This is a genomic window from Phytoactinopolyspora limicola, assembly GCF_011320225.1.
GTDB classification, from domain to species: Bacteria; Actinomycetota; Actinomycetes; order Jiangellales; family Jiangellaceae; genus Phytoactinopolyspora; species Phytoactinopolyspora limicola.
The window spans coordinates 213,789-238,048 of the sequence record NZ_JAAOEN010000002.1 but is presented as its reverse complement, the minus strand read 5'-3'; the positions used below and the strand labels follow the sequence as shown (position 1 = coordinate 238,048).

Here is a 24,260-nt window from a genome sequence, read left to right as displayed (position 1 = left end):
GAGACATGACGGCCACTGTTGAGGAGACCGCTGTCACCACCGGTCGCGTGGTGCGGGTGATCGGGCCGACCGTTGATGTCGAGTTCGGCGACGGGTACATGCCGAACATCTACAACGCGCTGACGGTCGATGTGGAGCTGGACGAAGCGTCCGGCGGCAACCGCACGCTGACGCTCGAGGTTGAGCAGCACATCGGCGATGGGCTGGTTCGCGCCATCTCGATGCAGCCCACGGACGGCTTAGTGCGTGGCGCATCGGTCCGGGACACCGGTTCCGGAATCAGCGTGCCGGTCGGCGACGGCGTGAAGGGGCATGTGTTCAACGCCCTGGGCAAACCGCTGGATGTCGACGAGTCCGAGATCGAGGCGGAGGACCGTTGGGTCATCCACCGCAAGCCGCCGGCGTTCGACCAGCTCGAGGGCAGCACGCAGATGCTGGAGACCGGCATCAAGGTGCTCGACCTGCTGACGCCGTACATCCAGGGTGGAAAGATCGGCCTGTTCGGTGGTGCCGGTGTGGGCAAGACGGTGCTCATCCAGGAGATGATCACCCGGGTTGCGCGCAACTTCGGTGGTACGTCGGTGTTCGCCGGGGTCGGCGAGCGTACCCGTGAGGGTAACGACCTCTGGGTCGAGATGGCCGAGGCCAACGTCCTGAAGGACACCGCGCTGGTGTTCGGGCAGATGGACGAGCCGCCGGGCACCCGGATGCGGGTCGCGCTGTCCGCGCTGACCATGGCGGAGTACTTCCGGGACGTCAAGAACCAAGACGTGTTGTTGTTCATCGACAACATCTTCCGGTTCACCCAGGCCGGCCAGGAGGTCTCGACACTGCTGGGGCGGATGCCCTCGGCGGTGGGATATCAGCCGACGCTGGCCGACGAGATGGGCGAGCTGCAAGAGCGCATCACCTCGGTGCGAGGCCACTCGATCACCTCGATGCAGGCCATCTACGTCCCGGCCGACGACATCACCGACCCGGCGCCGCACACCGCGTTCGCGCACCTCGACGCCCGGACGGTGCTGTCGCGGCCGATCTCTCAGCTGGGTATCTACCCAGCCGTCGACCCGCTGGACTCGTCGAGCCGGATCCTCGACCCCCAGTACATCGGTGAGGACCACTACCGCATCGCCAGCCGGGTGAAGCAGATCCTGCAGAAGTACAAAGACCTGCAGGACATCATCGCCATCATGGGTATCGACGAACTGTCCGAAGAAGACAAGATCACGGTGAACCGGGCCCGTCGGCTCCAGCGGTTCTTGTCGCAGAACATGTTCGTCGCCGAGGCGTTCACCGGCCAGCCAGGTGTGTTCGTGCCGCTGTCGGAGACACTCGAGTCGTTCGACGCCATCTGCAAGGGCGAGTACGACCACCTGCCCGAGCAGGCGTTCGCCTACGTCGGCAACGTCGAAGACGCGGAGAAGAAGGCCAACACCTTCGCTTCGTAACCTTCTGGTGCACTACCCGCTCACCACGGCCGATTGGGAAGGAAAGACGTGGCAGGAGAGCTCAGCGTCGAGGTGGTCGCGGCGGACCGCAAGGTCTGGTCCGGCTCGGCCACCATCGTGGTCGCGAAGACCACGGAGGGCGAGATCGGCATCATGCCAGGGCATGAACCGGTGTTAGGGCTGCTGGTCACGGGCCCGGTGACGGTGCGGACCGCGGACGGCGAGACCGTGGTGGCGGCGGTAGACCGTGGTTTCCTGTCCGTCTCAGAAGATCACGTGGCCGTGCTGGCCGAGGTGGCCCAGCTTGCGGATGAGATCGATGTCGCTAGTGTGGAGGAAGAACTCGCCGCAGCGGCGGAGGATCAATCAACCGCACGCTGGGCGCAGGCCCGGCTTCGGGTAGCGGGAGCACGGTAACCAGAGTCGGGAGCGACGGAGCCTATCGGGGGTGATTGGTGGCGCTGATTACGTGGGTGGCGGTGCTGCTGATCGCGCTCGCGGCGTTGGTGGCCGCCGCTCTAGTTGTGCTGTACCTTCGGCGCGGCGTGCTTCAGCGCGAAGGCGGGTTCGACATGTGTATGCGGGTGGGCAGCCAGGACGGCTGGGCGGGCGGATGGATCTTCGGTATCGGTCGGTATCGGGGCGAGTGTCTGGAGTGGTTCCGGACATTCAGCTTCGCACCTCGGCCCAAGCGCGCGGTGCGGCGTGGTCAGTTGGCGGTCAGCGGTCGACGGGAGCCGGACGCTGAGGAAGATTTCGAGCTCCCAGCCGGGCATGTGGTGCTGAGCTGCTCCATGGGCCCGACGACGGTAGAGATCTCGATGACCGAGCCGGCGTCTACGGCGTTTCTGGCGTGGCTGGAAGCTGCGCCGCCCGGTGGCCACTTGGTCCGTTAGCGGTCCGATGCGGGCGCGGCACCGGTGGTGGGCGGACCGTTGAACAGGAGAAAGCACAACGTGGAAAGACTTCGAGTGACCGGCGGCGCGTCGCTGCGCGGATCCGTGCACGTGGCCGGCGCGAAGAACAGCTCACTCAAGCTCATGGCGGCCACCTTGCTGTCCGAAGGGCGTAGCACCCTGCACGACGTCCCCACCATTACCGACGTCGACTACATGGGTGAGCTGTTGCGCCGACTGGGCGCCGACGTCGTGCGGACCAACGGTACCGTCGTGATCGACGTTCCGGACAAGATCGCCCACGAGGCGCCGTATGAGCTGGTTCGGCGGCTGCGGGCGTCGATCTGTGTCCTGGGTCCACTCGTCGCGCGTTGTGGTGCCGCCGACGTCGCGTTGCCCGGCGGCGACGCCATCGGCTCGCGCGGGTTGGACATGCACATCGCGGGTCTGGAACGGCTCGGCGCACACGTCGAGGTTCAACACGGCTACGTCGTCGCCAGGGCTCCCAAGGGCCTCAGAGGGGCCATGATCGGCCTCGACTTCCCGAGTGTTGGCGCCACGGAGAACATCCTCATGGCCGCGGTATTGGCCGAGGGGGAGACGGTGCTCGACAACGTGGCGCGGGAACCGGAGATCGTGGACATCTGCCAGATGCTGGTAGACATGGGCGCCAAGATCGAGGGTGCCGGTACCTCCACCCTCCACGTGCAGGGCGTCGAGCGGCTGAAGCCATCCGAGCACACCACCGTGCCGGACCGTATCGTGGCCGGCACCTGGGCGGTCGCGGCGTTGATGACCCGCGGAGATATTACGGTCGCCAACGCCCGCCACACCCACCTAGAGCTGGTGCTGGAAAAGTTGATGGCCGCCGGCGCGGTAGTGGAAACCCTCGCCGAGGGCGGGTTCCGGGTAGCCATGTCCGGCCGTCCGCGCGCCATCGACGTCGTCACATTGCCGTATCCTGGGTTCCCCACCGATCTTCAGCCCATGGTGGTCGCGCTCAATGCGCTGGCCGACGGCACGGCGATGATCACCGAGAACGTTTATGAGGCCCGCTTCATGTTCGTGAACGAACTGGCTCGGCTCGGAGCCGACGTTCGGATCGACGGTCACCACGCGGTTGTGCGCGGGCGCGAGTCGTTGTCCGGGGCGCCGGTGGTGGCCACGGACATCAGGGCCGGTGCCGGGTTGGTACTGGCCGGACTGGTCGCGGAAGGGGAGACATTAGTGTCCGCGGTGCATCACATCGACCGCGGCTACCCTGATTTCGTCGGGCAGTTGACACAACTCGGGGCCGACGTCAGTCGAGAACCCGACCCGGACCGATTCGAGGACTAAACATGGCCTCAGGTGGGCAACGGCTCAGCGCTGGACGTGGGTCACATGACGGGCCGGGCCGGTGGGGTGCCCACCTCGCCGTCGGCGGGAACCGAACGGCCTGACGAGCCCGCCGTCGTGGACACAATCGGTGCGTATGCTGGCTCGGACGAGCCGCCGACGGCCGAGAGACCCACCACGGATCTCACCGGTGTTGACGATGGCACCGAGGTCACCGCGGCAAGCGGTCTACCAGGTATGCGCCCGCCATCGTGGCGGGGCTGGCTGGAGCCGCTGGGCCGGGTGCTGCCGGACTGGCTCACGCCGGGACGGATCGGCTTCGCGATCTACCTGGCCGTGTTGACGTGGTATTGCATCACCGAAGGGCTGCCGATCGACCGGATCGGGCAGACCGTCTGGATCGTGGCGGGCATCCTGGCGGCCGGGCTCGGCCGCACCTGGCACCAGCACCTGCGGGTGTTCATCGACTGGATCCCGTTGCTGGCCGCCCTCGTCCTCTACGACCACACCCGGGGTATCGCGGACACACTCGGCATGACCGTCCGGGTAGGTGAGCTGGTCGCCGTCGAGCAGTGGCTCTTCGGTGGTGGTTTGCCCACCGTGTGGCTGCAAGAGCGGTTGTACGACGCCACGCAGGTGCAATGGTGGGACATCATCGTCGCGGTGGTGTATTTCACCCACTTCGTGGTGCCGTGGGCGATCGCCGCCGTGTTCTATTTCCGGTCGCGGCCGCTGTGGATCCGCTACATCCGTCGTGTCCTGCTACTGACCTACGCCGGCTTGTTGACCTACATCCTGATCCCGGCCGCGCCCCCGTGGTACGCGGCGCGGGTGGGTGAGATCTCAGACGAGGTCGCCCGGATCTCCACCCGAGGCTGGTGGGAAGTTGGTCTGTCGTTCGCCGACGTGTGGTTGAAGGACGCCCAGGCGGAGAGCAACCCGGTGGCGGCGCTGCCATCGCTGCACGCCGGTTTCTCACTGCTGGTAGTGGTGGCGTTGTGGCCGGTGGTCGGTCATCTGTGGGGCCGTTGGCGGCTCAAAGGGGTGTCGGTCGGCTCGGTCAGCGCGGGGGTGCTGTGGCTCGTGCTGGCGCTGTTCCCGCTGGCGATGGCCTTCACGCTGGTGTACGGCGGAGAGCACTACGTCGCCGACGTACTCGCCGGTTGGCTCTACGTGGTGCTGATCTGCGTCATCGCGGCGTGGTGGGAGCAGCGTCGGCCACCCTGGCGACGCGCACCGCAGCTCCAGGACAACCTAGCGCCGCGCACCACGGACCCCGAGGGTCCGGGCCGCTCGGGACCGGGTATGGCACGATCGTCTCGTGCCTGACTCTATTGGTGACCTTGTTGCCCTGCTCGATCTCGAGACGATCGAGGACAACCTGTTCCGAGGCCGGCAGCCGGAGACCCGCCTACAGCGTGTGTTTGGCGGGCAGGTGGCTGGCCAGGCCCTGATGGCGGCCATGCGTACGGTGCCGGCGGACCGGCTGGTGCATTCCCTGCATGCGTACTTCCTGCTCGGCGGCGATCCCACCGTGCCTATCGTGTACGACGCGGAGCTGGTGCGCGACGGCGGCTCGTTCTCCACCCGCCGGGTAGTGGCCCGCCAGCACGGTCGCGCGATCTTCTACCTGACCGCGTCGTTCCACAAAACTGAGACGGGTATGGAGCACCAGGACGTCATGCCGGACGTACCAGAACCGGACGCCTGCCCACGGCTCAGCGAAATGCTGGAACGGCTGTCCGGGATGCCCGGCGACGCGTGGGATCAGGAGTGGGCCGCGCTAGACGTCCGCTATGTCGGAGACTCCCGTCCTGGTGGACGGTTGAAGGGGCCGGATCACCCGGCGCTGGCTCGGCTCTGGATCCGGGCCGCTGGAGTGTTGCCGGACGACCCCACCCTGCACGCGTGTGTGCTGACCTATGCCAGCGACCTCACGCTGCTCGGGGCCACCCTGGTCCCGCATGAGACGTACATCGGGGCGCCCGGTCTTCAGTCCGCCTCGTTGGACCACACGATGTGGTTTCACCGGCCATTCCGAGCGGATGAGTGGCTGCTCTACGACCAGGTGGCGCCGTCGGCTTCCGGAGCCCGCGGGCTTGCGCTGGGACGGGTGTTCTCCGCCGATGGTCGGCTGGTGGCCACCGTCGCACAGGAAGGCCTGATTCGCCCGGTCGGCTAACCTCTTGTCACGTTGTCCGGCCTGACGACTCGCGCAACATTCGGGGTGGGTGGGTCGGGGCTCGGCGGCTGCTACGGAACGTCCGCGGTCGCCTATCCTAACCAGCCAGTGAGCCGCTCCTGCTCCCACTGGAGTTTGGCGCGGAAGCTGGCTTCGTCGGGCGGGGTGAGCCGCACGGCCGGCCGTGGCTGGGCGTAGAAGTCGCCGGTGACGGTGGCCACCTGTTTGCCGGGGAGCTCCAGGAAGCAGAAACCGTAGCCGTCGAAGGTGATGTGGTCTCCGCCGTAGAGGTCGGCGGCCAGGTTGGTGGCCGCGATCTTGCCGGCGGCCTCGGCGAAGACGCCGGCCTTGGGGAGTTGGGCGGTAGCAGTAGCGATCATGGTGCAGTCGCCGACGGCATAAACCCGGTCTGCGTTGGTGGCAAAGGTGTGCCGGTTGGGTTCGATCCAGCCCGACGGCCCGGCCAGCGAGCTGTTGGCAACGACGGCGGGTGGAGCCGCGGCCGGCACTGCCAAGAGCAGCTGCCAGTCGATGGTCTCGCCGTTGGTGAACCGGATGGTGTTCGACTCGTGGTTGATGGTGTCGACCTTGGATTCGGTGTGGATGGTGATGCCGCGCTCCAGCATCCGATCGGCCAGGTAGCGGCTGGCGTCGACGCCGGCGACCGGCAGGGTGAGCGGGGCGGGCGTGGACACGACGACGTCGACGTGGTCGCGCCGGCCCTCCTTGCGCAGCCGTTCCTCGAGTAACAGCGTCGCCTCGAAGGGCGCCGGCGGGCACAGGTAGGGCGCACCCAAGATGGTGACCACCAACCGGCCCTCGGTGAGTTCGTCGAGTGCGGCCCGGATGCCAGGTAAGGCTTCGGCGTGGTAGAGGTTGTAGGCGTCTTGGCCGAGCAAGGCGGAATGAGCGGGCTGGTAGGTGGCGCCGAGCGCCACGATGATGCCGTCGCCGCTGAGTGTGCCGGCGGTGGTCTCCACTTTGTGCGCCACTGGATCGATATGGGTGACCTCGGCCTGGACGAACCGGATGCCCCGGCGCCCGAGCCGTTCGAGTGGCCGGGTGCCGTCCAGCAGTGGCCGGAGCCCCGCGACGTCCCAGAGCTTGGCGAAGCCGACGAAAAACTTGTCGCTCATAGCCACGACCGTGACGTCGTCGCTGGGCGGCAGGTGACGGCGTAACTCGTGGGCGGCGGCCAAGCCACCGAACCCACCACCGAGCACCAGGATATGTGCCATCAAGTCCACCTCCGCCACTACATACCCGTGGCGTGACGGTACCAGCCCACGCAGCCCTCGACCAGGGCGGTTAACCGATATCGGCAAGAAAGTTCTCGATCATTCCGCGGTGGTCCGCGGCGGTCCGCTGCCCTATGTGGACATATCACCATTATCGGGATGCGGTAGGCCGGAGGTGCGGGACGGGCCACTCGGCACGCCACACACTCCGCACCACAAGGATGCCGGGTGCGACGCGCCGAGCGGCCGCCGTACACGTCTCCCGAATACCCAGTGGTACTCGGGTTCAGATGTAGTCGTTGAGTACCAGGAATCCGGGCAGCCAGGCAGTCCCGACCCCTACTGCGATGGTGACGTAGGCGGCGAACTGCTGGATGGGGCGTTTGAGCGCCAGCAGCAGGAAGTACAGGAACCACAGCACGGCCCACGCGGCCCAGCTGAGGCCTAGCCACACGAGGAAGGTGTCACCACCGGTATCCGACAACGTGATGATCGAGACCGGAACAGCGGTGATGGCGACGAACAGGCAATACCAGCCTAGTCCGGAGCCTTCCGCGTCGATGTACTGGTTGTAGGCCACCCACAGGTAGGTGAAGGCGAAGAGAAGGACATAGCCGGCCAGCTGGATCGAATCGAGATCCTGTTGGGAGATGGCGAAGATCGCCACCACCAGGCCGACGAGCCCGGTGAAGACGTTCATGATGGCGACTTCTCGGGCGTTGATCCGGCCGAGGAGCCAGATGCCGTTGACGAAGAGGACGGCACCGACATAGAGCAAGACGAGGCCAAGCAATGATGTCACCTCCGGTTCGGCACGCCGTGCCGACTGTGGTGATCGTGAGCCGCTTTCGGCCCTCGCCGCCGGTGATCATGTGCAGGAATGTGTCGCTATAGCGACCGGAACCAGCTCACGATCACCGGGGCATGGGGCGAGAATCAGCTGACGATCACGGGTTGAGGGCTCGTCGTTACGAGGCGACCGCGACCTGACCGCGGTCTTTCGCCACCGGGCCGCTAGCGGTTGGCCGGATGTCGTCCTCGAAGATCGCCGTCGGCAGGTAAAGCGAGCAGCAGGCGTTGGGCAGGTCGACGACGGCGCTGACCCGGCCCTCGACCGGAGCCGTGCCGATGATGCCGTAGGCCTGTTCGCCCGTGTAGCCGAACTTCTTCAGGTATTCGATGGCGTTCAGGCAGGCATTCTTGTAGGCGAGAGTGGCGTCCATGTATTCGTTCGTGTTCGTGGCGTGGTCGACGGAGACCCCCGCGAAGCAGACGAACTCCGAGTAGCGCGGCTCGACGTTGCCGGGCATGAAGATGGGGTTCGTCGTGACCCCGTACTTCTCCATGCCGCCCTTGATCAGGTCGACACCGAAGTCGATGAACCCGCCCATCTCGATGGCGCCACAGAAGGTAATCTCACCATCGCCTTGGCTGAAGTGCAGGTCGCCGCCGGAGAACTTGGCTCCCGGCACGTGTACCGGGTAGTAGATCCTGGAGCCACGGGTGAGGTTCTTGATGTCGTGGTTGCCGCCGTTCTCCCGGGCGGGAATCGTGCGTGCACCTTCGCGGGCGACCTTGGCGAATTCGGCGGAACCCCGGTCGAGTGCGCCGGCCAGCGCGTTGGTCTCGTCCGGAGGCAGCGCCAGTGGCGGAACCCGGTCCGGATCGCGAGCGATGAGCGCCCGTTCCCGCTCGTTCCACTTGGCCAGGAGTTCCGCGGACGGGGCGGTGCCGAACAGGCCCGGGTGAGTGATTCCGGTGTAGGACACACCTGGGATATGCCGCGACGAGGCCTGCTGGCCCCGGAAGTCCCAGATCATCTTGTAGGCGTCGGGGTAGTAGTCGGTGAGGAAGCCGCCGCCGTTGACCTTCGAGAAGATGCCGGTGTAGCCCCAGCCCTGTCCGGGAAGGCTGCCGACGGACTGCGGGATTGGTCCAAGGTCCAGGATGTCGATGACGAGGAGGTCTCCCGGCTCGGCGCCACGGATCCCGACTGGGCCGCTGAGGACGTGGCAGCGCAGTAGATCCATGTCGCGGATGTCGTTGGACGAGTCGTCGTTGACTACCTGGCCGTCGGTCCAGTCGAGGCATTCGATGCGGAACTCGTCACCAGGAGAGACCTCCGAAGCGATCGGGATGTCGGGATGCCAGCGGTTGTGACCAGGAATGTCCTGGTCGAACATGGAGCGCGAGTAGTCGATGGAGAATGCGACGTCGGGCATGGCGGTACCTCCGATTGGCGACGAGGCGGAATGACGTGACGTGGCGACGTGCAACTGAGGCTGTCCTGGCGAGGTGACCAGGACGTGGTGTGAAGTTGCAGAGCGCTGGCGGCTCGGCTAGTCCGGTCAGGGTGCCGGTAGGCGTGCCTGGCGCGGGTCGCTGAAACGACGCTGTTGGGGTCGCTGCGGTGGTACCCGGGTCACGACCTCTGGTTCGTCTTGCGACTTCTCGGCCCGGTCCAGTGCCCTGGTCAAGGGGTTCGAGCCGCGGTTGAAGTTCGGCGTGGAGTAGAAGCGTCGGGCGTTGGTCCCGCACTCGTCGCAGGTGTGCGACGTGGGAGCGGAGCCGATAGCCCGGATCACCTCGAAGACTCCGCATCGGGTGCAGCAATACTCGTAGATCGCCACGGTTCTCCCTTCCCGTTCCGAGGAACGCTCGACAGCTCAGAACGCGGCGCGGAAGCCAGCGTAATACCACCGCGACGGAATATTTCCGTATCGGAACAATATCGGTGGCGTGATACCCCGTCAAGAGTGGCGCGAGCAGCCCGGAAACCGGCCAGCGAACTAACGATCATGGTGCTCACGCGGGTTGAGCGCGTGGTTCGGCGGTGTCGGTGACGACCGTGAATCCGCCTGTTGTGGTGAGGGTGACCGCCGGCCGATCACCTGGAACGTCGTCCCGCGTGTCTGAAGATCGCTACAGCTGAGTGACGACGTCGAAGTCGGTGCCGTCCGCACGCGCCAGGTAGACACGTTGCATGAGGTGTTGACCCTTCAAATGCACCGAACCGCGCGGACCGTGGTATCCAACCGGAGAGTTGGTGCTGTGCACGATGTTGCGGACGTCGAGCGAACCGGCCTGCCGGACGAGTGCGGCCAGCAGTTGGATCGCCTCATAACACGACTCACCCATGCTGTTCAGGACCGGTGCGTCCGCGCCGAAACGGCGGGCGTAGCGCCCGTGTAACTCGAGTGCGTCCGGCGTGGCGAGTGTGCCGAAATACCCGGCGGCCGAGAACACGTCATGTGTGGCGCCCGCCCCGCTGGCCAGCAGCATGTTCTCATCCATCAACGAGCTGAGCCGGACCATGCGGCGGTCGAGGCCGGCCGCGGCGAAAGCGCGGTTGAAGTGGACCGCGTCCTGCCCCACGAGAAGCATGAGAACACCCTGCGCTGAACTCCGTCGAAGCCGCTGAATCACCTGGCTGAAGTTGTTCTGCCCGAGAGGGACGAAGATCTCTTCGGTGATGTGGAGGTCGAGGTCGCCGACGAAGTTGTGGACGGCGGTCGCCGAACCCCGGGGCCAGAGGTAATCGTCGCCCACAACAGCCCAGCGGCGGACTCCGAACTCGCGGGCCAGCCAGGCCATCGCCGGTGCGATCTGGTGGTCGGGGGTCTCACCTGCGAGGAAGACCCCGGGGGTGTGTTCGCCGCCCTCGTACAAGGTTCCGTACACGTACGGAAGGTCGCCGTGTAGGTGGGCGGCCAGGGCCTGGCGTACGTTCGACAGATGCCAGCCGGTGACGGCGTCGATCTGACCCTTGCGGGCAAGAGTTGCGACGCGGCGAGCGACATCGTGCGGAGATCCGGCGCCATCGATAGGCACCAGCCTGACCTCCCGGCCGAGCAGGCCACCCTGTTCGTTGATCTCCTCACCGGCGAGCACGGAGCAGGCCATACAGGAGAGGCCGAAGATGCCGGCCGGCCCGTTCATGGGAATCACCAGGCCGACGTTCACGGTCGCGGTACGCGAGACCGCCCCACGGAGCGGCACCTTCCGTAGAATAGGCGCACAGAACACCGAATGATCGACCGGCGCGGCTCCAGGCTCATCTCGCCAGGAGACCTCGCCGTACTGTTGGAGACTCGAGGACATTACGCTCATGGGAATCACCGATACCGAGCGGGTGCTCCAGATTGTAGGAGACCTGGACCGGCTACTGGTAGGGGTTCGCGATCCTGTCTTGAAACAGATCGGTATCGGACGTGAACATTGGCAGGTCCTGCGCTTGCTCGCCGATGGTGAGGGACACGCGATGGGCGAGATCTCCGACGCCATGGGTTTGGCCGGTGCCACCGCCACCCGCGTCGTCGATGCGCTGGCCCAGAAGATGCAGGTCTACCGGCGTAGCGACCCGCTCGACCGGCGGCGGGTGCTGATCTTCCTGGCCGAGCCGGGGCGGGCCACGCTCAACCAGGTGGACGAGGTGATGCTCCAGCGGACCGACCAACTGCTAGTCGACTTCGACCCGGCTGACCGGAACGAACTGCTGCGGCTGCTAGGTCAACTTGTCGCCGTGGCGGCAACCCCAGCGTCGCGCCCGTCCCCAGTGGCCGTGAAACGCGAAGCGCTTTGACGCCGAACCTGACGCCGCGCCCCCTGGCGGCCACACCGCTGACCTGACAAGTCAGCGTGGGTCGGTGTCGGACGGCTGGTCGATCAGTGGTGGGAGGTCGTCGTCGCTCGCACTGGACTGGCGCACAGCTTGGTGTCCGGTAGCGGTGGTGGCCGCCGCGGTCCCGGTGGCGGTCGACGGTGCTGTGCCTGGCTGGCCGGCGACGATCTCGGCGGCCTCTTCACCGAGCGACGCCTCAATGGACTCTGTATCTTCCTCACGGCCCGGCGTACGCATGTTCCACTTGGTGATGATCCAGCGGAACAGCACGTAATAGATCACGGCGTATCCCAGGCCGATCACTATCAACCACAGCGGTCCTTCCGCGATCCGGAAGTTGAGCAGGTAGTCGATGCCTCCGGCTGAGAAACCGAATCCATCCCGCAGTTCAAGCGCGTTGACCAAGGCCAGCGATGTACCGGTGAGGATCGCGTGCACCACGAACAGGGGGAAGGCCACGAACAAGAACGCGAACTCCAGCGGTTCGGTCACGCCGGTGATGAACGACGTCAGGGCAGCGGAGAGCATGATGCCGCCGACGATCTTCTTCTGGCTCGGGCGGGCGGTGTGCCAGATGGCCAGCGCGGCGGCTGGCAGCGCGAACATCATGATGGGGAAGAACCCAGTCATGAAGGATCCCGCCGTTGGGTCGTTCGCGAAGAAGCGGGGGATATCGCCGTGGACGATTTCCCCGGCCGCGGTCTCGTAGTCGCCGACCTGGAACCAGACGATGTTGTTCGGGATGTGATGCAGGCCCAGGGGGATCAGCATCCGGTTGGCGAAGCCGTATAGGCCGCCCCCGGCCACTTCGTGTTCACCCGTCCATTCACCGAACGACGCCAGGCCACTGCTGAACGGCCGGTAGATGAAGCTCATCAACACACCGATGAGCACAGCCGCGAACGACGTGACGATCGGAACGAATCGGCGCCCACCGAAGAATGCGAGGTACGACGGAAGCTTGATCCGATAGAAGCGCTGCCAGAGAACGGCGGCCACGATACCCATGATGATGCCGCCCAGCACGCCGAAGTTGATCAACTCTTGTTCTTCACCGGCGGCCGGCTCCCCGAGGATGTGTGGCGACATCGCCTCGGTCACACCACGGAAGACCAGGTAGCCGACGAGGCCGGCCAGTGCCGTGGAACCGTCGGACTTGCGCGCGAACCCGATGGCGACGCCAAGCGCGAACAGCAACGGCAGGGCCGCGAACAGTGCATCGCCGGCAGCGGCCATGACATCGCCCACCGGTTCCAGCCAACTGAGCCATCCGTACTGCGCCAGGCCGTCGACGCCGAGCATGTCGGGCTGGCCGACGCGTAGTAGTAGGGCGGCCGCGGGTAGCACGGCGATGGGGAGCATCAGGCTGCGGCCTATGCGTTGTCCGTGGGTGAGTGACGACCCCCACCACTTCTTCCACGCAGAGTCGCTACCTCCAGAGTTCTGCCCCGGGGATTCACCCGGTGCAGTGGCCGTTGCCGGATCAGGCTGGCGACCAGTCGGTTCAGTTGGATCCGTGCTGCTCATGTGGGCTTCTCCTCGCCTTGTCCGGTTATCCGCGCGCAGAGGAGATCGCCTGCCGGTCAGGATCCTCGCCTGCCCTCCGATCATCGGTAGCTCGGTCAATGTCTGGGCAGGTCTGACCGTCGCTACCTGGTGGGACGAAGGTCCTTCACACCATGACCGGGAGGCACTTGGCGATGCCTGGTGAACCGGCGACGCTGGTCATCAGCATCGGTGAGCCAATCGAGGACGCGGATCAACTGACGCGGATCAACCCTCGAGGACGCCGGATCAGCTGCGAACAGGCCGGACCTGCTGTGGAGGGCAACATGAGCAAAGCCGAACGGATCCTGGCTGCGCTGGGTGGTTCTGACAACATCATCGAGATCGAGCCGTGTATCACGCGATTACGCGCGGAGGTTGAGGATCCGTCGTTGGTCGACGAGGCGGCGCTCAAGGCCACGGGCGCCCATGGGGTCATGCGGGCCGGGGCGGCAGTCCAGGTGGTCGTCGGCCCGGAGGCGGACACGTTGGCGACCGAGATCGAGGACTTGATGTGAGCCGAACCGTTGCCGCACCCGTCTCAGGGCGGATCATCAGCCTGGCCGACGTACCGGACGCGGTCTTCGCTGAAGGACTCGTCGGTCCGGGCATCGCTATCGACCCGGGCGGCACGGGCCCGGTGACGGCTGTGGCACCCATCGACGGGTCGGTGGTCAAGCTGCACCCGCACGCGTACATCGTTCAGGCCGCCGCGGGGATGGCGGTGCTGGTTCACCTCGGCATCGATACCGTCGAGTTGGCTGGGCAGGGTTTCGAGACGCTGGTGCCGGAGAAGGCCACCGTCGTGGTCGGGCAGCCGCTGGTCACCTGGAACCCCGTGCAGGTAGCGGGTGGCGGCCGAGCGGCGGTATGCCCGGTGGTGGCGCTGGAGGCTCCGGCGGCCGCGATCTCACCGCTGGTGAAGCCTGGGGATGTGATCGCGGCCGGCGAGCCGTTGTTCGTCTGGGACAGCACCGCCGCCCAGGTGTGACGGCGAGCGGAGACGTCAGCGCGGCGCCATCCGGATCGCGCCGTCGAGGCGGATGGTTTCGCCATTGAGCATGGCGTTGGCGACGATGTGTGTCACCAGGGCGGCGTATTCGTCCGGCCGGCCGAGTCGGCTGGGGTGCGGGACTTGGGTGCCGAGAGACTGCTGGGCTTCCTCGGGCAGGGCTTCGAGCAGCGGCGTCTTGAACAAACCCGGGGCGATGGTGGTGACGCGGATCAGATGCTGGGCCAGATCACGCGCGATCGGCAAGGTCATGCCAACGATGCCGCCCTTCGATGCTGAATAGGCCGCCTGGCCGATCTGTCCGTCGAACGCCGCGACCGACGCGGTGTTGACGATGACGCCGCGTTCCTCATCCACTGGCTCGAGGCTGATCATCCGCTCCGCGGCGAGCCGGATGACATTGAAGGTGCCGACCAGGTTCACCTCGACGGTGCGCCGGAACGCGTCGTAGGGGAAAGGTCCCTTCTTGCCGACGACGCGGAATACGTCGGTGCCGATACCCGCACAGTTCACGACGATCCGCAACGCACCCACACTGGCGGCGGCGTCGAGCGCCGACTCTACGCCCGCTTCGTCGGTGACGTCGGCGGGCGAGAAAACGGCCGCGTCGCCGAGTTCGGCTGCGGCCGACGCTCCATTGGATGACGGAAGGTCGACGATGACGACGCGGGCGCCGTCGTTGACCAGTCGTTTCGCCGTGGCCAGTCCGAGGCCGGAGGCGCCTCCGGTGACGAGCGCGACGGTGTCAGGGGTGATGTCCATGCGGGCCTGCCTCACGTGGTCGGTTTGGGACGGTCCGGGATCGCCGGATGTCCTTGGAAGGCACCCTAAATGCCCGGCGTGGTCCGGTGAGCGGTGGGATGGTCATCCAGGATGAGCGGACCCATCCGACGCGAGTACTCGAAGTGCACCGGGCCGTACGCGGATCGTGACCGGCAGTGTGCCGAGTAGTTCGCCGTCGCCGCCGTAGGGCAGGCCGCGGTCGGCATCGATGTGGATCTCGCGGCCCTTGAGGATCTCCACCTCGGGCCGGTTCACGTGAGCACCGGTGTACAGCTCTCGCATGGCGATGGAGGTGAACGCTCGCTTCGAGACATCGCGGAGAACGACGACGTCCAGTACACCGTCGTCGACGCGGGCGTCCGGTGCGGGGCGGCGGCCGTTGCCGTAGAAGCCGGAGTTGGCGGCGACCACGGTGTAGCCGCGAGCTTCGTGCACCGCACCGTCCACGGTGATGCGGTAGCGTGCCGGCCGCCAGCTCAGCAAGGCGCGCCCGGCGGCGTAGTGGTAGGCGGCGCCGCCCAACAGCCGCACCCGGTTGAAGTACTGGTTGGCGACGGCGTCGATGCCGGTGTAGACACTGCCGATGACGACATCGCCGTCGACGTCGATGACATCCACCGGCTGCGGTTGCGCAGTCAGCAACACTCTCGCCAACGACGCCGGGTCCCGCGGCAGGGACAACTGGCGGGCGAAGTCGTTTCCACGGCCGGCGGGGACGATGCCTAACACGCCGCCGGCGTCGGCCACCATCGCCGCGAGGCCGCCGGCCGTGCCGTCGCCGCCCACCGCCAGCACGACGTCGCCACGTTCGACGGCGGCCTTCGCCAGCTCCGCTCCCTGTGCCGGATCATGGCTGAGTTCGACGGCGACGATCGAACCAGCATCCCGGAGATGGCCGACGAGCTGGCTGAGCCTTGCCTTGGCTCGCCGGCGGTGGCTGCCGGCCGCGGGATTCACGACGGCGGTGAACGTGCGCAATGATCCGGCCCCTTCGTGTCGGGATCGGGTGATGATAGCCCGTCGCCGGTAGAGTCGCCGGAATGGGACGCGTGAGCGGTGCACCTGACGGCGCGCAGCCGCCGAAGTCGAAGGGCAGGCTCAGCCGGCTCGCCGGCGCGGTGACCGGACGTGTCGTCGAAACCATCGACCCCGACACGGTCATCGACCATGTCGACGTCGATCACCTACTCGATCGGGTCGACGTGGACCGGTTGCTGGACCGGGTGGACGTCAACCGGCTGCTCGAGCGGGTCGGAGTGGACGCCTTGCTCGATCGGGTGGACGTGGACCGGTTGCTGGACCGGGTGGACGTGGACCGGTTGCTGGACCGGGTGGACGTGGACCGGCTGATGGACCGGGTCGACGTCAACCGGCTCGTCGCCAGAGTGGATTTCGACGCCGCCCTGAACAACGTCGACCTCGAGGCGGCGGTGCGCCGCGCGGGGGTACCGGAGATCGTCGCGGAGAGCACAGGACGGATGGCGGGTTCGGTGCTCGACCTGGCCCGGCGGCAGATCGCCGGGTTGGACATCGTCGTCGACCGGATCGTGAACAAGGTCCTGCGGCGGGATTCGGCGACGCAGCCGCTCGGTCCACCGGCGCTCGTCGGGCAGACAACCGGGGCGCCGGGTCAGGGAGCGCTGGACGGGGCGTCGCGGCTGAGCGTCACCGGCCACTATGCGGGCGTGGCGAGCCGCGCGGTCAGTGCGCTGGCCGACCTGGGCATCGTCATCGTGTCGTTCACCGCGGGTCTGGCCGGGATCGACGTGCTCGCCCGGGTGTTGTGGAACGCCCCGCTGGGTGACGACCTCGCTGGGCCGGCCTGGACAGTGGCACTAGCCGGGTGGGCCTTCCTCTACGTGTACGTCAGCCTGATGATCGCCGGCCGGACGGTAGGCAAGGGAATGGTGGGGCTGCGGGTGGTGGCGGCGGAGGGCGGCACGCTGTCCGGACGCCGTGCGCTGGGGAGAACTCTCACATTCCCGCTCAGCGCACTGGTCGCCGGTGTCGGCTTCTTGTTGATCATCGTGCAGCGGGAGCATCGGGCTCTGCATGACCTCCTGGCCGGTACCGCCGTTGTGTATGACTGGGGCGGTCGAGAAGCGGAGCTGCCCGGGCCGCTCTCGGAGTTCCTCGCCCGGCGCGCCGGGACAGAATACTCCTCGCTCTCCCGCTGATCATTGGCTTTTGACTACCGAATTCGGTAGTCAAAAGCCAATGATCAGCGAAAATGTACGCGGTGTCGTTCGGCCCGTTGGGGAGGAGTGGGAGATGCGGACCACGAGGTATGCGGCCGGATTCGCCCTGGCGGCGCTTCTGCTGGCCGGATGTGGTGGGGACGACGAAACAGACGGCGACGCCACCGGTGACGGCGCCATCGACGGGGAGTGGGAGCTGACCGAAGGAACCGGTCCGGGCGGTCCGTTGCCACTGGCCGACGATTACCGGGTGACGTTGACGATCGACGGCACCCAGATCGGTGGTGTCTCGGCGTGTAACCACTACGGCGCCACCGCGAGCCGGGACGGAGACACGTTCGCCATCGCCGAGATCGAGAGCACCGCCATGGGCTGTGAACCTACCGCCATGGACCTGGAGGTCGCCTATCACGAAGCGCTCCGCGACGTCGCCACGGCGACCCGCGAGGGTGACGTGCTGGTTCTTGCCGGCCCCCTAACCGACCTGCGCTTCACCGAAATCCCGCCGGTGCCGACGGCAGAGCTGGTCGGCACGGAATGGTTGTTGGACACCCTGATCGACGGGGAGGTCGCCTCCAGCGTGGGCGGCGACCCGGCCACCTTGTTGCTCGCCGCCGACGGCTCACTGACCGCCACCACCGGATGCCGGGAGCTGATCGGGCAGTACACCGAGGCGGGCGGGGAGGTTGTGGTCACCGAGTTGGCCGTGACCGACCAGCTGTGCCCGGACGAGCTCCAGGCGCAGGACGAACACGTCATCGATGTCATCGGGGACGGGTTCCAGGCGGACGTCGAGGGCGACCGGCTCACACTGACGTCCACCGGAGGGCTAGGCCTGGTGTACCACGTGACGTTGTAGCGCTGCGGACTCCGGAGGCTTCCGCCCGACGCCTGACAGACCACACCGCACACGGACCGGCGGTTGGTCGTCGAGATCGATGGCCGACCGACCCCAGTGGCAGTGACCTTCGCCTCTCACGCCACCCTGGCCAGGTGCGACACCGTGGATGCCATCACAAGAGCCAGGCCCGGCGTCGGGCAGAAGAGGGGACTCGTCATGAGGGCAGCGGTCGTACGTGAACTCGGTGCGCCGGTAGTGCTGGAGGATCGTGTCGATCCAGAGCCGGCGCCGGGGCAGATCCTCGTCCGGATGGAGGCGAGCGGTTTATGCCACACCGACATCCACGCCGTACACGGTGACTGGCCGGTGAGACCACATCCGCCGTTCGTGCCAGGGCACGAGGGAGTGGGGTTGGTGGAGAAACTCGGCCTCGGGGTGACCCACCTGGAGATCGGAGACCGAGTGGCGGTTCCGTGGCTCGGCTGGGCATGTGGGCGCTGCCAGCACTGCTTGACCGGATGGGAGACGCTGTGCCTGAAGCAGCAGAACACAGGCTACGGCGTCGACGGCGGCTGGGCAGGCTCCATGCTCGCGTGGGCGGACTTCGCCGCTCGCGTCCCCGACGGCGTGACCGCGGCTGAGGCGGCGCCGTTGACATGTGCCGGCGTGACGACGTATAAGGCGCTCAAAGTTGCCGGCGTCGGGCCTACCGATCTGGTAGCCATCTCCGGCGTCGGCGGACTCGGGCATCTCGCGGTGCAGTACGCCAAGATCGCGGGGGCGACGGTGGCGGCGATCGACATCACCGACGAGAAGCTCGAACTGGCACGTGAACTCGGCGCGGACATCGTCATCGACGCCCGCACCGACGACCCCGCCAAGGTCCTCCAGGAGCATGGTGGGGCCGATGCGGCGATCGGGCTGGCGGTGGACAACGCGTCCTTCGCCGCGGCCTACGCCGGCCTGCGCCGAGGTGGGCGTTTGGTGCTCGTCGCGCTTCCGGCGCAAGGCACCATCGACATCCCGGTGTTCGAGACCGTGCTGAACGGCACGTCCGTCATCGGGTCGATCGTGGGTACCCGCGCCGACCTAGCCGAGGTGTTCGCGCTGCATGCCGCCGGACGCACCCGGGTGATCTACGAGACCCGGCCGCTCAGCACAGTCAACGAGGCAATTCAAGATGTGCTGGCCGGCACGGTCAAAGCCCGCATCGTTTTCACTCCTTAAACCCGGCGTGAGTGCGGGGATCGGACCCGATATGTTCCAGATCCGGATACACGGCCGTGGTGGCCAGGGCGTCGTCACCGCCTCGGAGTTGCTGTCGGTGGCGGCGTTCGCCGAGGGCCACCACGCGCAGGCCTTTCCCAGCTTCGGCTCGGAGCGGACCGGAGCGCCGGTGGTCTCTTTCTGCCGGATCGACACGGTACCTATCCGCACCCGGGAGCCGGTCGTGGAACCCGACGCGGTGATCGTCCAGGACGCCACCCTGCTCCGTGCTGTCGACGTGCTCGCCGGCCTGCCAGCAAGCGGATTCGTCGTGCTGAATATGGCGCGAGATCTCGACGAAGATCTGCGTGCCCGGCTGAGCGCGTTTCGACCGGACCGGGTGGCCGTCGTTCCCGCCACCGAGTTGGCGCTCGAACACGTTGGCCGGCCCGTGCCGAACGCCGCGTTGCTCGGTGGGTTCGCGGCGCTCACAGGTGCCGTGTCGCTCGACGCCGTGGTCACCGCTATCGAGGAGCGATTCGGCCCGGACGTCGCCGTCGGCAACGTCGCTGCCGCTCGTGAAGCGCACCGAACGGTCCGGACATGTCGTGAGGAGTCTGGAGCCCATGTCCACACCATCGCCTGACCAACGGCAGATCGAGGGCTCGCGCGGCGTCGCGGAGACGGTCGCACGCTGCCGCCCCGAGGTGATTTGCGCATACCCGATCTCGCCGCAGACGCACATTGTCGAGGCGTTGAGCGCACTGGTGAAGTCCGGCGAGCTGACACCATGTGAGTACGTCAACGTGGAGTCCGAGTTCGCCGCGATGTCGGCGGCGATCGGGGCGTCGGTCACCGGGTCACGGGCATATACGGCCACCGCCAGCCAAGGGCTGCTGTACATGGTCGAAGCCGTGTACAACGCCGCGGGACTTGGGCTTCCGATCGTGATGACGGTCGCCAACCGGGCGATCGGCGCGCCGATCAACATCTGGAACGACCACAGCGACTCGATGTCACAACGTGACTCCGGCTGGATCCAGCTCTACGCCGAGGACAACCAGGAAGCGTTGGACCTGCATGTTCAGGCATTCCGGCTGGCCGAGGAGCTCTCCGTGCCGGTGATGGTCTGTATGGACGGGTTCATCCTGACCCACGCGTACGAGCCGCTCGCGGTCCCGGACCAGGAGAAGGTCGACGCGTTCCTCCCGCGATTCCTACCACGGCAGGTCCTCGACCCTGGGGATCCGATCTCGATCGGGGCGATGGTGGGGCCGGAGGCGTTCACCGAGGTGCGCTATCTCGCTCACCTGAAGCAGTTGCGAGCGCTCGACCTCATCGCGGAGGTCTCGAGAGAATTCAGGGACACGTTCGGCCGCGACTCCGGTGGTCTGGTGCGCTCGTACCGGTGCGCGGACGCCGACACCGTCGTGGTGGCCCTCGGCTCGGTGCTCGGCACTATCAAAGACACCGTCGACGAGATGCGTACTGAGGGCGAACGGATCGGAGTTGTGGGCATCACGTCGTTCCGGCCCTTCCCGTTCGAGGCGGTCAGCCGGGCGCTGGCGGTTGCGAACCGTGTCGTCGTCGTGGAACGGGCGTTCTCCGTCGGCGTCGGCGGAATCGTCACCTCGGATGTGCGGGCGAGCACGGCGAACCTCGGCACTGGCCGTCGTCCCCGCGAGTACACCGTGGTGGCGGGGCTCGGCGGACGTCCGATCAGTAAGGCGTCCCTGCGCCGGGTGTTCACCGATGCCATCGCCGACCGGCTGGAACCACTGACGTTCATGGACCTCGATCAGGACCTCGTGAACGGAGAACTGCGCCGGATCGGCGCCTCGCCGCGATCCGGCCCGACGGCGGAGAACCTCCTGCACGAACTGCGCGTGAACGCGAGGCAGATCCCGGAGAGGAGCACGTGATGGTCGCTCAGCCGATCAAGTTCTACCAGACGGGCAGCTTCGCCGTCGGCAACCGGCTCCTTCCACCGGAGCAGCGTTCCGTACAGGCGGCACCGGACCGCGCGAATGCACTGACGTGCGGGCACCGGGCCTGCCAAGGGTGCGGTGAGGCGCTCGGCGCCCGGTATGTGGTCGACGCCGCGCTGCGGGCGAGTGGTAGGCAACTGATCGCGGTCAACGCCACCGGCTGCCTGGAGGTGTTCTCCACGCCCTACCCGGAGACCGCGTGGCAGCTGCCCTGGATGCACTCGCTGTTCGCTAACGCTCCCGCGGTGGCGACGGGGGTGGCCGCGGCGCTCCGTGCACAGGGCCGCACCGACGTTCGGGTGCTCGGCCAAGGCGGCGACGGCGGCACCGTGGACATCGGGTTCGCCTGCCTGTCCGGCATGTTCGAGCGTAATGACGACGTGCTGTACGTCTGTTACGACAACGAGGCCTATATGAACACCGGTGTGCAGCGCTCCGGAGCGACCCCGCCCGCCGCTCGGACCGCGACCACGCAGGCCGTTGGGCCGGAACCAGGAAACGTGTTCGGGCAAGGCAAGAACGTCCCGCTGATCGCGATGGCGCACGAGATCCCGTACGTCGCTACCGCTACCGTCGCCGAGCTGCGCGATCTTGAGGCCAAGGTGGAGTACGCCATGAGCCTGCAGGGTGCTCGCTACCTGCATGTGCTCGTTCCGTGTCCGCTTGGGTGGGGGAGTTCGTCGGCGGACACGATCAGGCTTGCCCGGTTGGCCAAGGAGTCAGGTCTCTTTCCGGTGTTCGAGGCCGAGCGAGGGGTGATCACCGGGGTGTCGAAGATCCGCCGACGGGTCCCGGTCGACGACTATCTACGCCTTCAGGGGCGTTACGCACACCTCTTCGGAGCGGAACCCCGCCCGGACGTCGTCGCCCGGCTGCAAGGGTGCGCGGATCGCAACATTCAGCGTTTCGGCTTGCTCGACGACGAGATGGAAGAGTCTGGGGAGGTGCGTCAGTGATGGACCGGCCGTTCGCGATCACGCTCGGCGTCGGATCGAGCCTGGCCAACAAGACGGGAAGCTGGCGTACCGAGCGGCCGGTGTACACCAACCTCCTGCCACCGTGCGTCAACGCCTGCCCGGCGGGAGAGCAGATCCAGCAGTGGCTCTACCAAGCCGAGGACGGCGGCTACGAGCGGGCCTGGCGGCAGATCATGGCCGACAACCCGTTCCCCGCGATCATGGGCCGGGTCTGCTATCGCCCCTGCGAGACGGCGTGTAACCGCGGCCAGCTCGACGAGTCCGTCGGCATCAACTCGGTAGAACGGTTCCTCGGAGACGAGGCCATCCGGCACGGATGGACAGTACCGGTGACGGCACACAAGACCGGAAAGCGTGTCCTCGTGGTGGGCGCCGGGCCGGCTGGGCTGGCCGCTGCGTACCACCTGATCCTCCTTGGTCACGACGTCACGATCCGCGACCAGGGAGCCGCTGCCGGAGGGATGATGCGCTACGGCATTCCCGAGTACCGGCTGGGCCGTGCGGTTCTCGACGCCGAGATCCAGCGGATTCTCGACATGGGGGTCACCCTGGAGCTGGAGAGCCGGGTTGGCGACGTGGCCGAAGCGATGCGGGCCGGTGGCTTCGATGCCGTCTTCCTCGGAGTCGGAGCGCACATCGGTCAGCGCACCTACATTCCGGCTGGCGACTCCGCGCGGATCCTCGATGCCGTCACGGTGCTGCGCGAGACACAGGGCGACACCCGCCCGTTCCTGGGCCGGCGGGTCGCGGTGTACGGCGGGGGGAACACCGCATTGGACGTAGCACGTACGGCGAAGCGGCTCGGCACGAGCGACCCCGTCGTCGTGTACCGGCGCACCCGGGACCGGATGCCGGCACACGACTTCGAGGTGGCTGAGGCGATCGAGGAAGGCGTCCGGATGAACTGGCTGTCCACCGTCGCGCACGCGGGCGAGCAGTCGATCACCATCGAGCGGATGGAACTGGACGACGCCGGGTTCCCGCAGCCCACCGGCGAGTTCGAGGAGCTTGACGTGGACGCCCTCGTCCTGGCGATCGGTCAGGTCAGCGACCTCGCCCTCGTGGAGGGGGCCGGCGACGTCGAGGTGTCGGACGCCACCGTCGTCGTGGACGACCACATGATGACCGGGCACCCGGGGATCTTCGCCGGGGGCGACATGGTGCGCTCCGACCGGACGGTCACCGCGGCCGTGGGGCACGCCAAGCGGGCTGCCCGCCACATGGACGCGTGGCTGCGCTCGGGTTCGTACGACGAGCCCGCGCAACCGGAACTCGCCTCTTACGACAAACTCAATACCTGGTACTACTCCGATGCGCCGAAGCAGCACCGGCCCAAACTCGACGCCGCTCGGCGGGTGTCGACGTTCGACGAGGTCGTCAGTGGCTTGGACGAGGCCACCGCGTTGTTCGAGGCGCGGCGCTGCCTGTCCTGCGGCAACTGCTTCGAATGCGACAACTGCTACGGCGTGTGCCCGGACAATGCCATCACGAAGCTCGGGCCGGGGCTGGGATACGAGATCGACTACGACTACTGCAAGGGCTGCGACCTGTGTGTCGCCGAGTGCCCGGCGGGAGCGATCTCCACCGTTCCAGAACAGTCCTGATCTGCCGGCAGCCGCATCGGAACACGGCACCTCGGCGGCGCTGGGCTGTTGGGGACCTTCGGACCTCTGACGCAGGCCGCTCGCCCCTACAGCCCGCGGCACCAATGGTTCATCCTGAAAGTGGACACCCGCCGACGAGGAGATGGGCACAACAGCAGAGAGGCGCAACTAGGTGGCTCCTAGGCCACGAATCCCACCATCGATGCGATGGAAGCGCCTGCTGGGAACAGCTCCCACCAACACCGGCCGACGGGTGTCCGTCGCTGCTGCGCCGCGCTCCTTCGGGGTATAGGGAGCGACGTCGTGTACGTATCCCGCACCGGGTGCCGGTCAGTCAGCCGATCGAAGGGGGCACGCGATGGACGTCGTACCATTCCGCACCT

General features: G+C 66.7%; 24 protein-coding genes. 16 read left to right on the top strand and 8 right to left on the bottom strand.

The window, feature by feature from the left end; translation table 11 throughout:
* Positions 1–5: 5 nt before the first annotated feature.
* Genes atpD through G8760_RS06705 form a run of 6 tightly spaced genes read left to right on the top strand, consistent with a single transcriptional unit; the run spans position 6 to position 5,864 of the window.
* Entirely contained in the window at positions 6–1,448 is a 1,443-nt protein-coding gene (gene atpD, locus G8760_RS06730) for a F0F1 ATP synthase subunit beta (protein ID WP_166348730.1), read from the top strand.
* A gap of 48 nt (positions 1,449–1,496) precedes the next feature.
* A complete protein-coding gene (locus tag G8760_RS06725; protein ID WP_166348727.1) occupies positions 1,497–1,865 on the top strand; it encodes a F0F1 ATP synthase subunit epsilon in 369 nt (122 codons plus the stop codon).
* Positions 1,866–1,903: 38 nt separating this feature from the next.
* Entirely contained in the window at positions 1,904–2,344 is a 441-nt protein-coding gene (locus G8760_RS06720) for a DUF2550 domain-containing protein (protein ID WP_207782094.1), read from the top strand.
* 60 nt (positions 2,345–2,404) lie between these two features.
* A complete protein-coding gene (murA, locus tag G8760_RS06715; protein ID WP_166348724.1) occupies positions 2,405–3,682 on the top strand; it encodes a UDP-N-acetylglucosamine 1-carboxyvinyltransferase in 1,278 nt (425 codons plus the stop codon).
* Between the two features lie 45 nt (positions 3,683–3,727).
* Complete coding sequence (locus tag G8760_RS06710; RefSeq protein ID WP_207782093.1) at positions 3,728–5,011, top strand: phosphatase PAP2 family protein; 1,284 nt, start codon at positions 3,728–3,730, stop codon at positions 5,009–5,011.
* A complete protein-coding gene (locus G8760_RS06705) occupies positions 5,004–5,864 on the top strand; it encodes an acyl-CoA thioesterase (RefSeq protein WP_166348721.1) in 861 nt (286 codons plus the stop codon). Before G8760_RS06710 ends, G8760_RS06705 begins: the two co-directional genes overlap by 8 nt.
* A gap of 92 nt (positions 5,865–5,956) precedes the next feature.
* Here G8760_RS06705 and G8760_RS06700 read toward each other — a convergent pair whose 3' ends face one another.
* From G8760_RS06700 to G8760_RS06680, 5 genes are all read right to left on the bottom strand, one after another.
* A complete protein-coding gene (locus G8760_RS06700; protein ID WP_166348718.1) occupies positions 5,957–7,102 on the bottom strand; it encodes an FAD-dependent oxidoreductase in 1,146 nt (381 codons plus the stop codon).
* Positions 7,103–7,388: 286 nt separating this feature from the next.
* A complete protein-coding gene (locus G8760_RS06695) occupies positions 7,389–7,895 on the bottom strand; it encodes an AmiS/UreI family transporter (RefSeq protein ID WP_166348715.1) in 507 nt (168 codons plus the stop codon).
* Positions 7,896–8,070: 175 nt separating this feature from the next.
* Positions 8,071–9,324, bottom strand: coding sequence for a formamidase (gene fmdA, locus G8760_RS06690; protein WP_166348712.1), 1,254 nt, complete (start codon positions 9,322–9,324; stop codon positions 8,071–8,073).
* Between the two features lie 126 nt (positions 9,325–9,450).
* Positions 9,451–9,732, bottom strand: a complete 282-nt coding sequence (locus G8760_RS06685) for an FmdB family zinc ribbon protein (RefSeq protein WP_166348709.1) — start codon at positions 9,730–9,732, stop codon at positions 9,451–9,453.
* Between the two features lie 292 nt (positions 9,733–10,024).
* Positions 10,025–11,101, bottom strand: a complete 1,077-nt coding sequence (locus G8760_RS06680) for a substrate-binding domain-containing protein (protein ID WP_246222459.1) — start codon at positions 11,099–11,101, stop codon at positions 10,025–10,027.
* A gap of 109 nt (positions 11,102–11,210) precedes the next feature.
* Here G8760_RS06680 and G8760_RS06675 point away from each other — a divergent pair, with 109 nt between their 5' ends.
* Positions 11,211–11,684, top strand: coding sequence for a MarR family winged helix-turn-helix transcriptional regulator (locus G8760_RS06675; protein ID WP_166348703.1), 474 nt, complete (start codon positions 11,211–11,213; stop codon positions 11,682–11,684).
* A 51-nt stretch (positions 11,685–11,735) separates the two neighbouring features.
* Here the strand turns inward: G8760_RS06675 and G8760_RS06670 are convergent, their stop codons facing one another.
* Positions 11,736–13,085 carry a PTS transporter subunit EIIC gene (locus G8760_RS06670; protein ID WP_343074378.1) on the bottom strand — a complete coding sequence of 450 codons (1,350 nt, stop codon included), beginning with the start codon at positions 13,083–13,085 and terminating at the stop codon, positions 11,736–11,738.
* A 470-nt stretch (positions 13,086–13,555) separates the two neighbouring features.
* Between G8760_RS06670 and G8760_RS31070 the strand changes: the two genes are divergently transcribed.
* Positions 13,556–13,786: a PTS sugar transporter subunit IIB gene (locus G8760_RS31070; RefSeq protein WP_246222486.1), complete on the top strand. Its 231-nt coding sequence runs from the start codon at positions 13,556–13,558 to the stop codon at positions 13,784–13,786.
* Positions 13,783–14,259: a PTS sugar transporter subunit IIA gene (locus G8760_RS06660; RefSeq protein ID WP_166348697.1), complete on the top strand. Its 477-nt coding sequence runs from the start codon at positions 13,783–13,785 to the stop codon at positions 14,257–14,259. The genes G8760_RS31070 and G8760_RS06660 overlap by 4 nt, the downstream gene beginning before the upstream one ends.
* 15 nt (positions 14,260–14,274) lie before the next feature.
* Here G8760_RS06660 and G8760_RS06655 read toward each other — a convergent pair whose 3' ends face one another.
* Positions 14,275–15,042 carry a 3-hydroxyacyl-CoA dehydrogenase gene (locus G8760_RS06655; RefSeq protein WP_166348694.1) on the bottom strand — a complete coding sequence of 256 codons (768 nt, stop codon included), beginning with the start codon at positions 15,040–15,042 and terminating at the stop codon, positions 14,275–14,277.
* Positions 15,043–15,144: 102 nt separating this feature from the next.
* Positions 15,145–16,041 (bottom strand): diacylglycerol/lipid kinase family protein, encoded by an 897-nt coding sequence (locus G8760_RS06650; protein WP_166348691.1) that lies wholly within the window; start codon positions 16,039–16,041, stop codon positions 15,145–15,147.
* 62 nt (positions 16,042–16,103) lie between these two features.
* On the opposite strand from G8760_RS06650, the gene G8760_RS06645 reads away from it, so the two are divergent.
* The 7 genes from G8760_RS06645 to G8760_RS06615 all read left to right on the top strand — a co-directional run bounded on the left by G8760_RS06645 (position 16,104) and on the right by G8760_RS06615 (position 23,877).
* Complete coding sequence (locus G8760_RS06645; protein WP_166348688.1) at positions 16,104–17,240, top strand: RDD family protein; 1,137 nt, start codon at positions 16,104–16,106, stop codon at positions 17,238–17,240.
* A 94-nt stretch (positions 17,241–17,334) separates the two neighbouring features.
* The gene (locus G8760_RS06640; RefSeq protein WP_166348685.1) at positions 17,335–18,120 is read left to right on the top strand and encodes an META domain-containing protein; all 786 of its coding nucleotides are present in this window, start codon (positions 17,335–17,337) and stop codon (positions 18,118–18,120) included.
* Between the two features lie 198 nt (positions 18,121–18,318).
* Entirely contained in the window at positions 18,319–19,329 is a 1,011-nt protein-coding gene (locus G8760_RS06635) for a zinc-dependent alcohol dehydrogenase (RefSeq protein WP_166348682.1), read from the top strand.
* A 31-nt stretch (positions 19,330–19,360) separates the two neighbouring features.
* Positions 19,361–19,954, top strand: coding sequence for a 2-oxoacid:acceptor oxidoreductase family protein (locus G8760_RS06630; RefSeq protein WP_166348679.1), 594 nt, complete (start codon positions 19,361–19,363; stop codon positions 19,952–19,954).
* On the top strand, positions 19,935–21,230 hold the full coding sequence (locus G8760_RS06625; RefSeq protein ID WP_166348676.1) for a transketolase C-terminal domain-containing protein: 1,296 nt from the start codon (positions 19,935–19,937) through the stop codon (positions 21,228–21,230). Before G8760_RS06630 ends, G8760_RS06625 begins: the two co-directional genes overlap by 20 nt.
* Positions 21,230–22,252 carry a thiamine pyrophosphate-dependent enzyme gene (locus G8760_RS06620; protein ID WP_166348673.1) on the top strand — a complete coding sequence of 341 codons (1,023 nt, stop codon included), beginning with the start codon at positions 21,230–21,232 and terminating at the stop codon, positions 22,250–22,252. Before G8760_RS06625 ends, G8760_RS06620 begins: the two co-directional genes overlap by 1 nt.
* Positions 22,252–23,877 (top strand): NAD(P)-binding protein, encoded by a 1,626-nt coding sequence (locus G8760_RS06615; RefSeq protein WP_207782092.1) that lies wholly within the window; start codon positions 22,252–22,254, stop codon positions 23,875–23,877. The genes G8760_RS06620 and G8760_RS06615 overlap by 1 nt, the downstream gene beginning before the upstream one ends.
* The last annotated feature ends 383 nt before the right edge of the window (positions 23,878–24,260 follow it).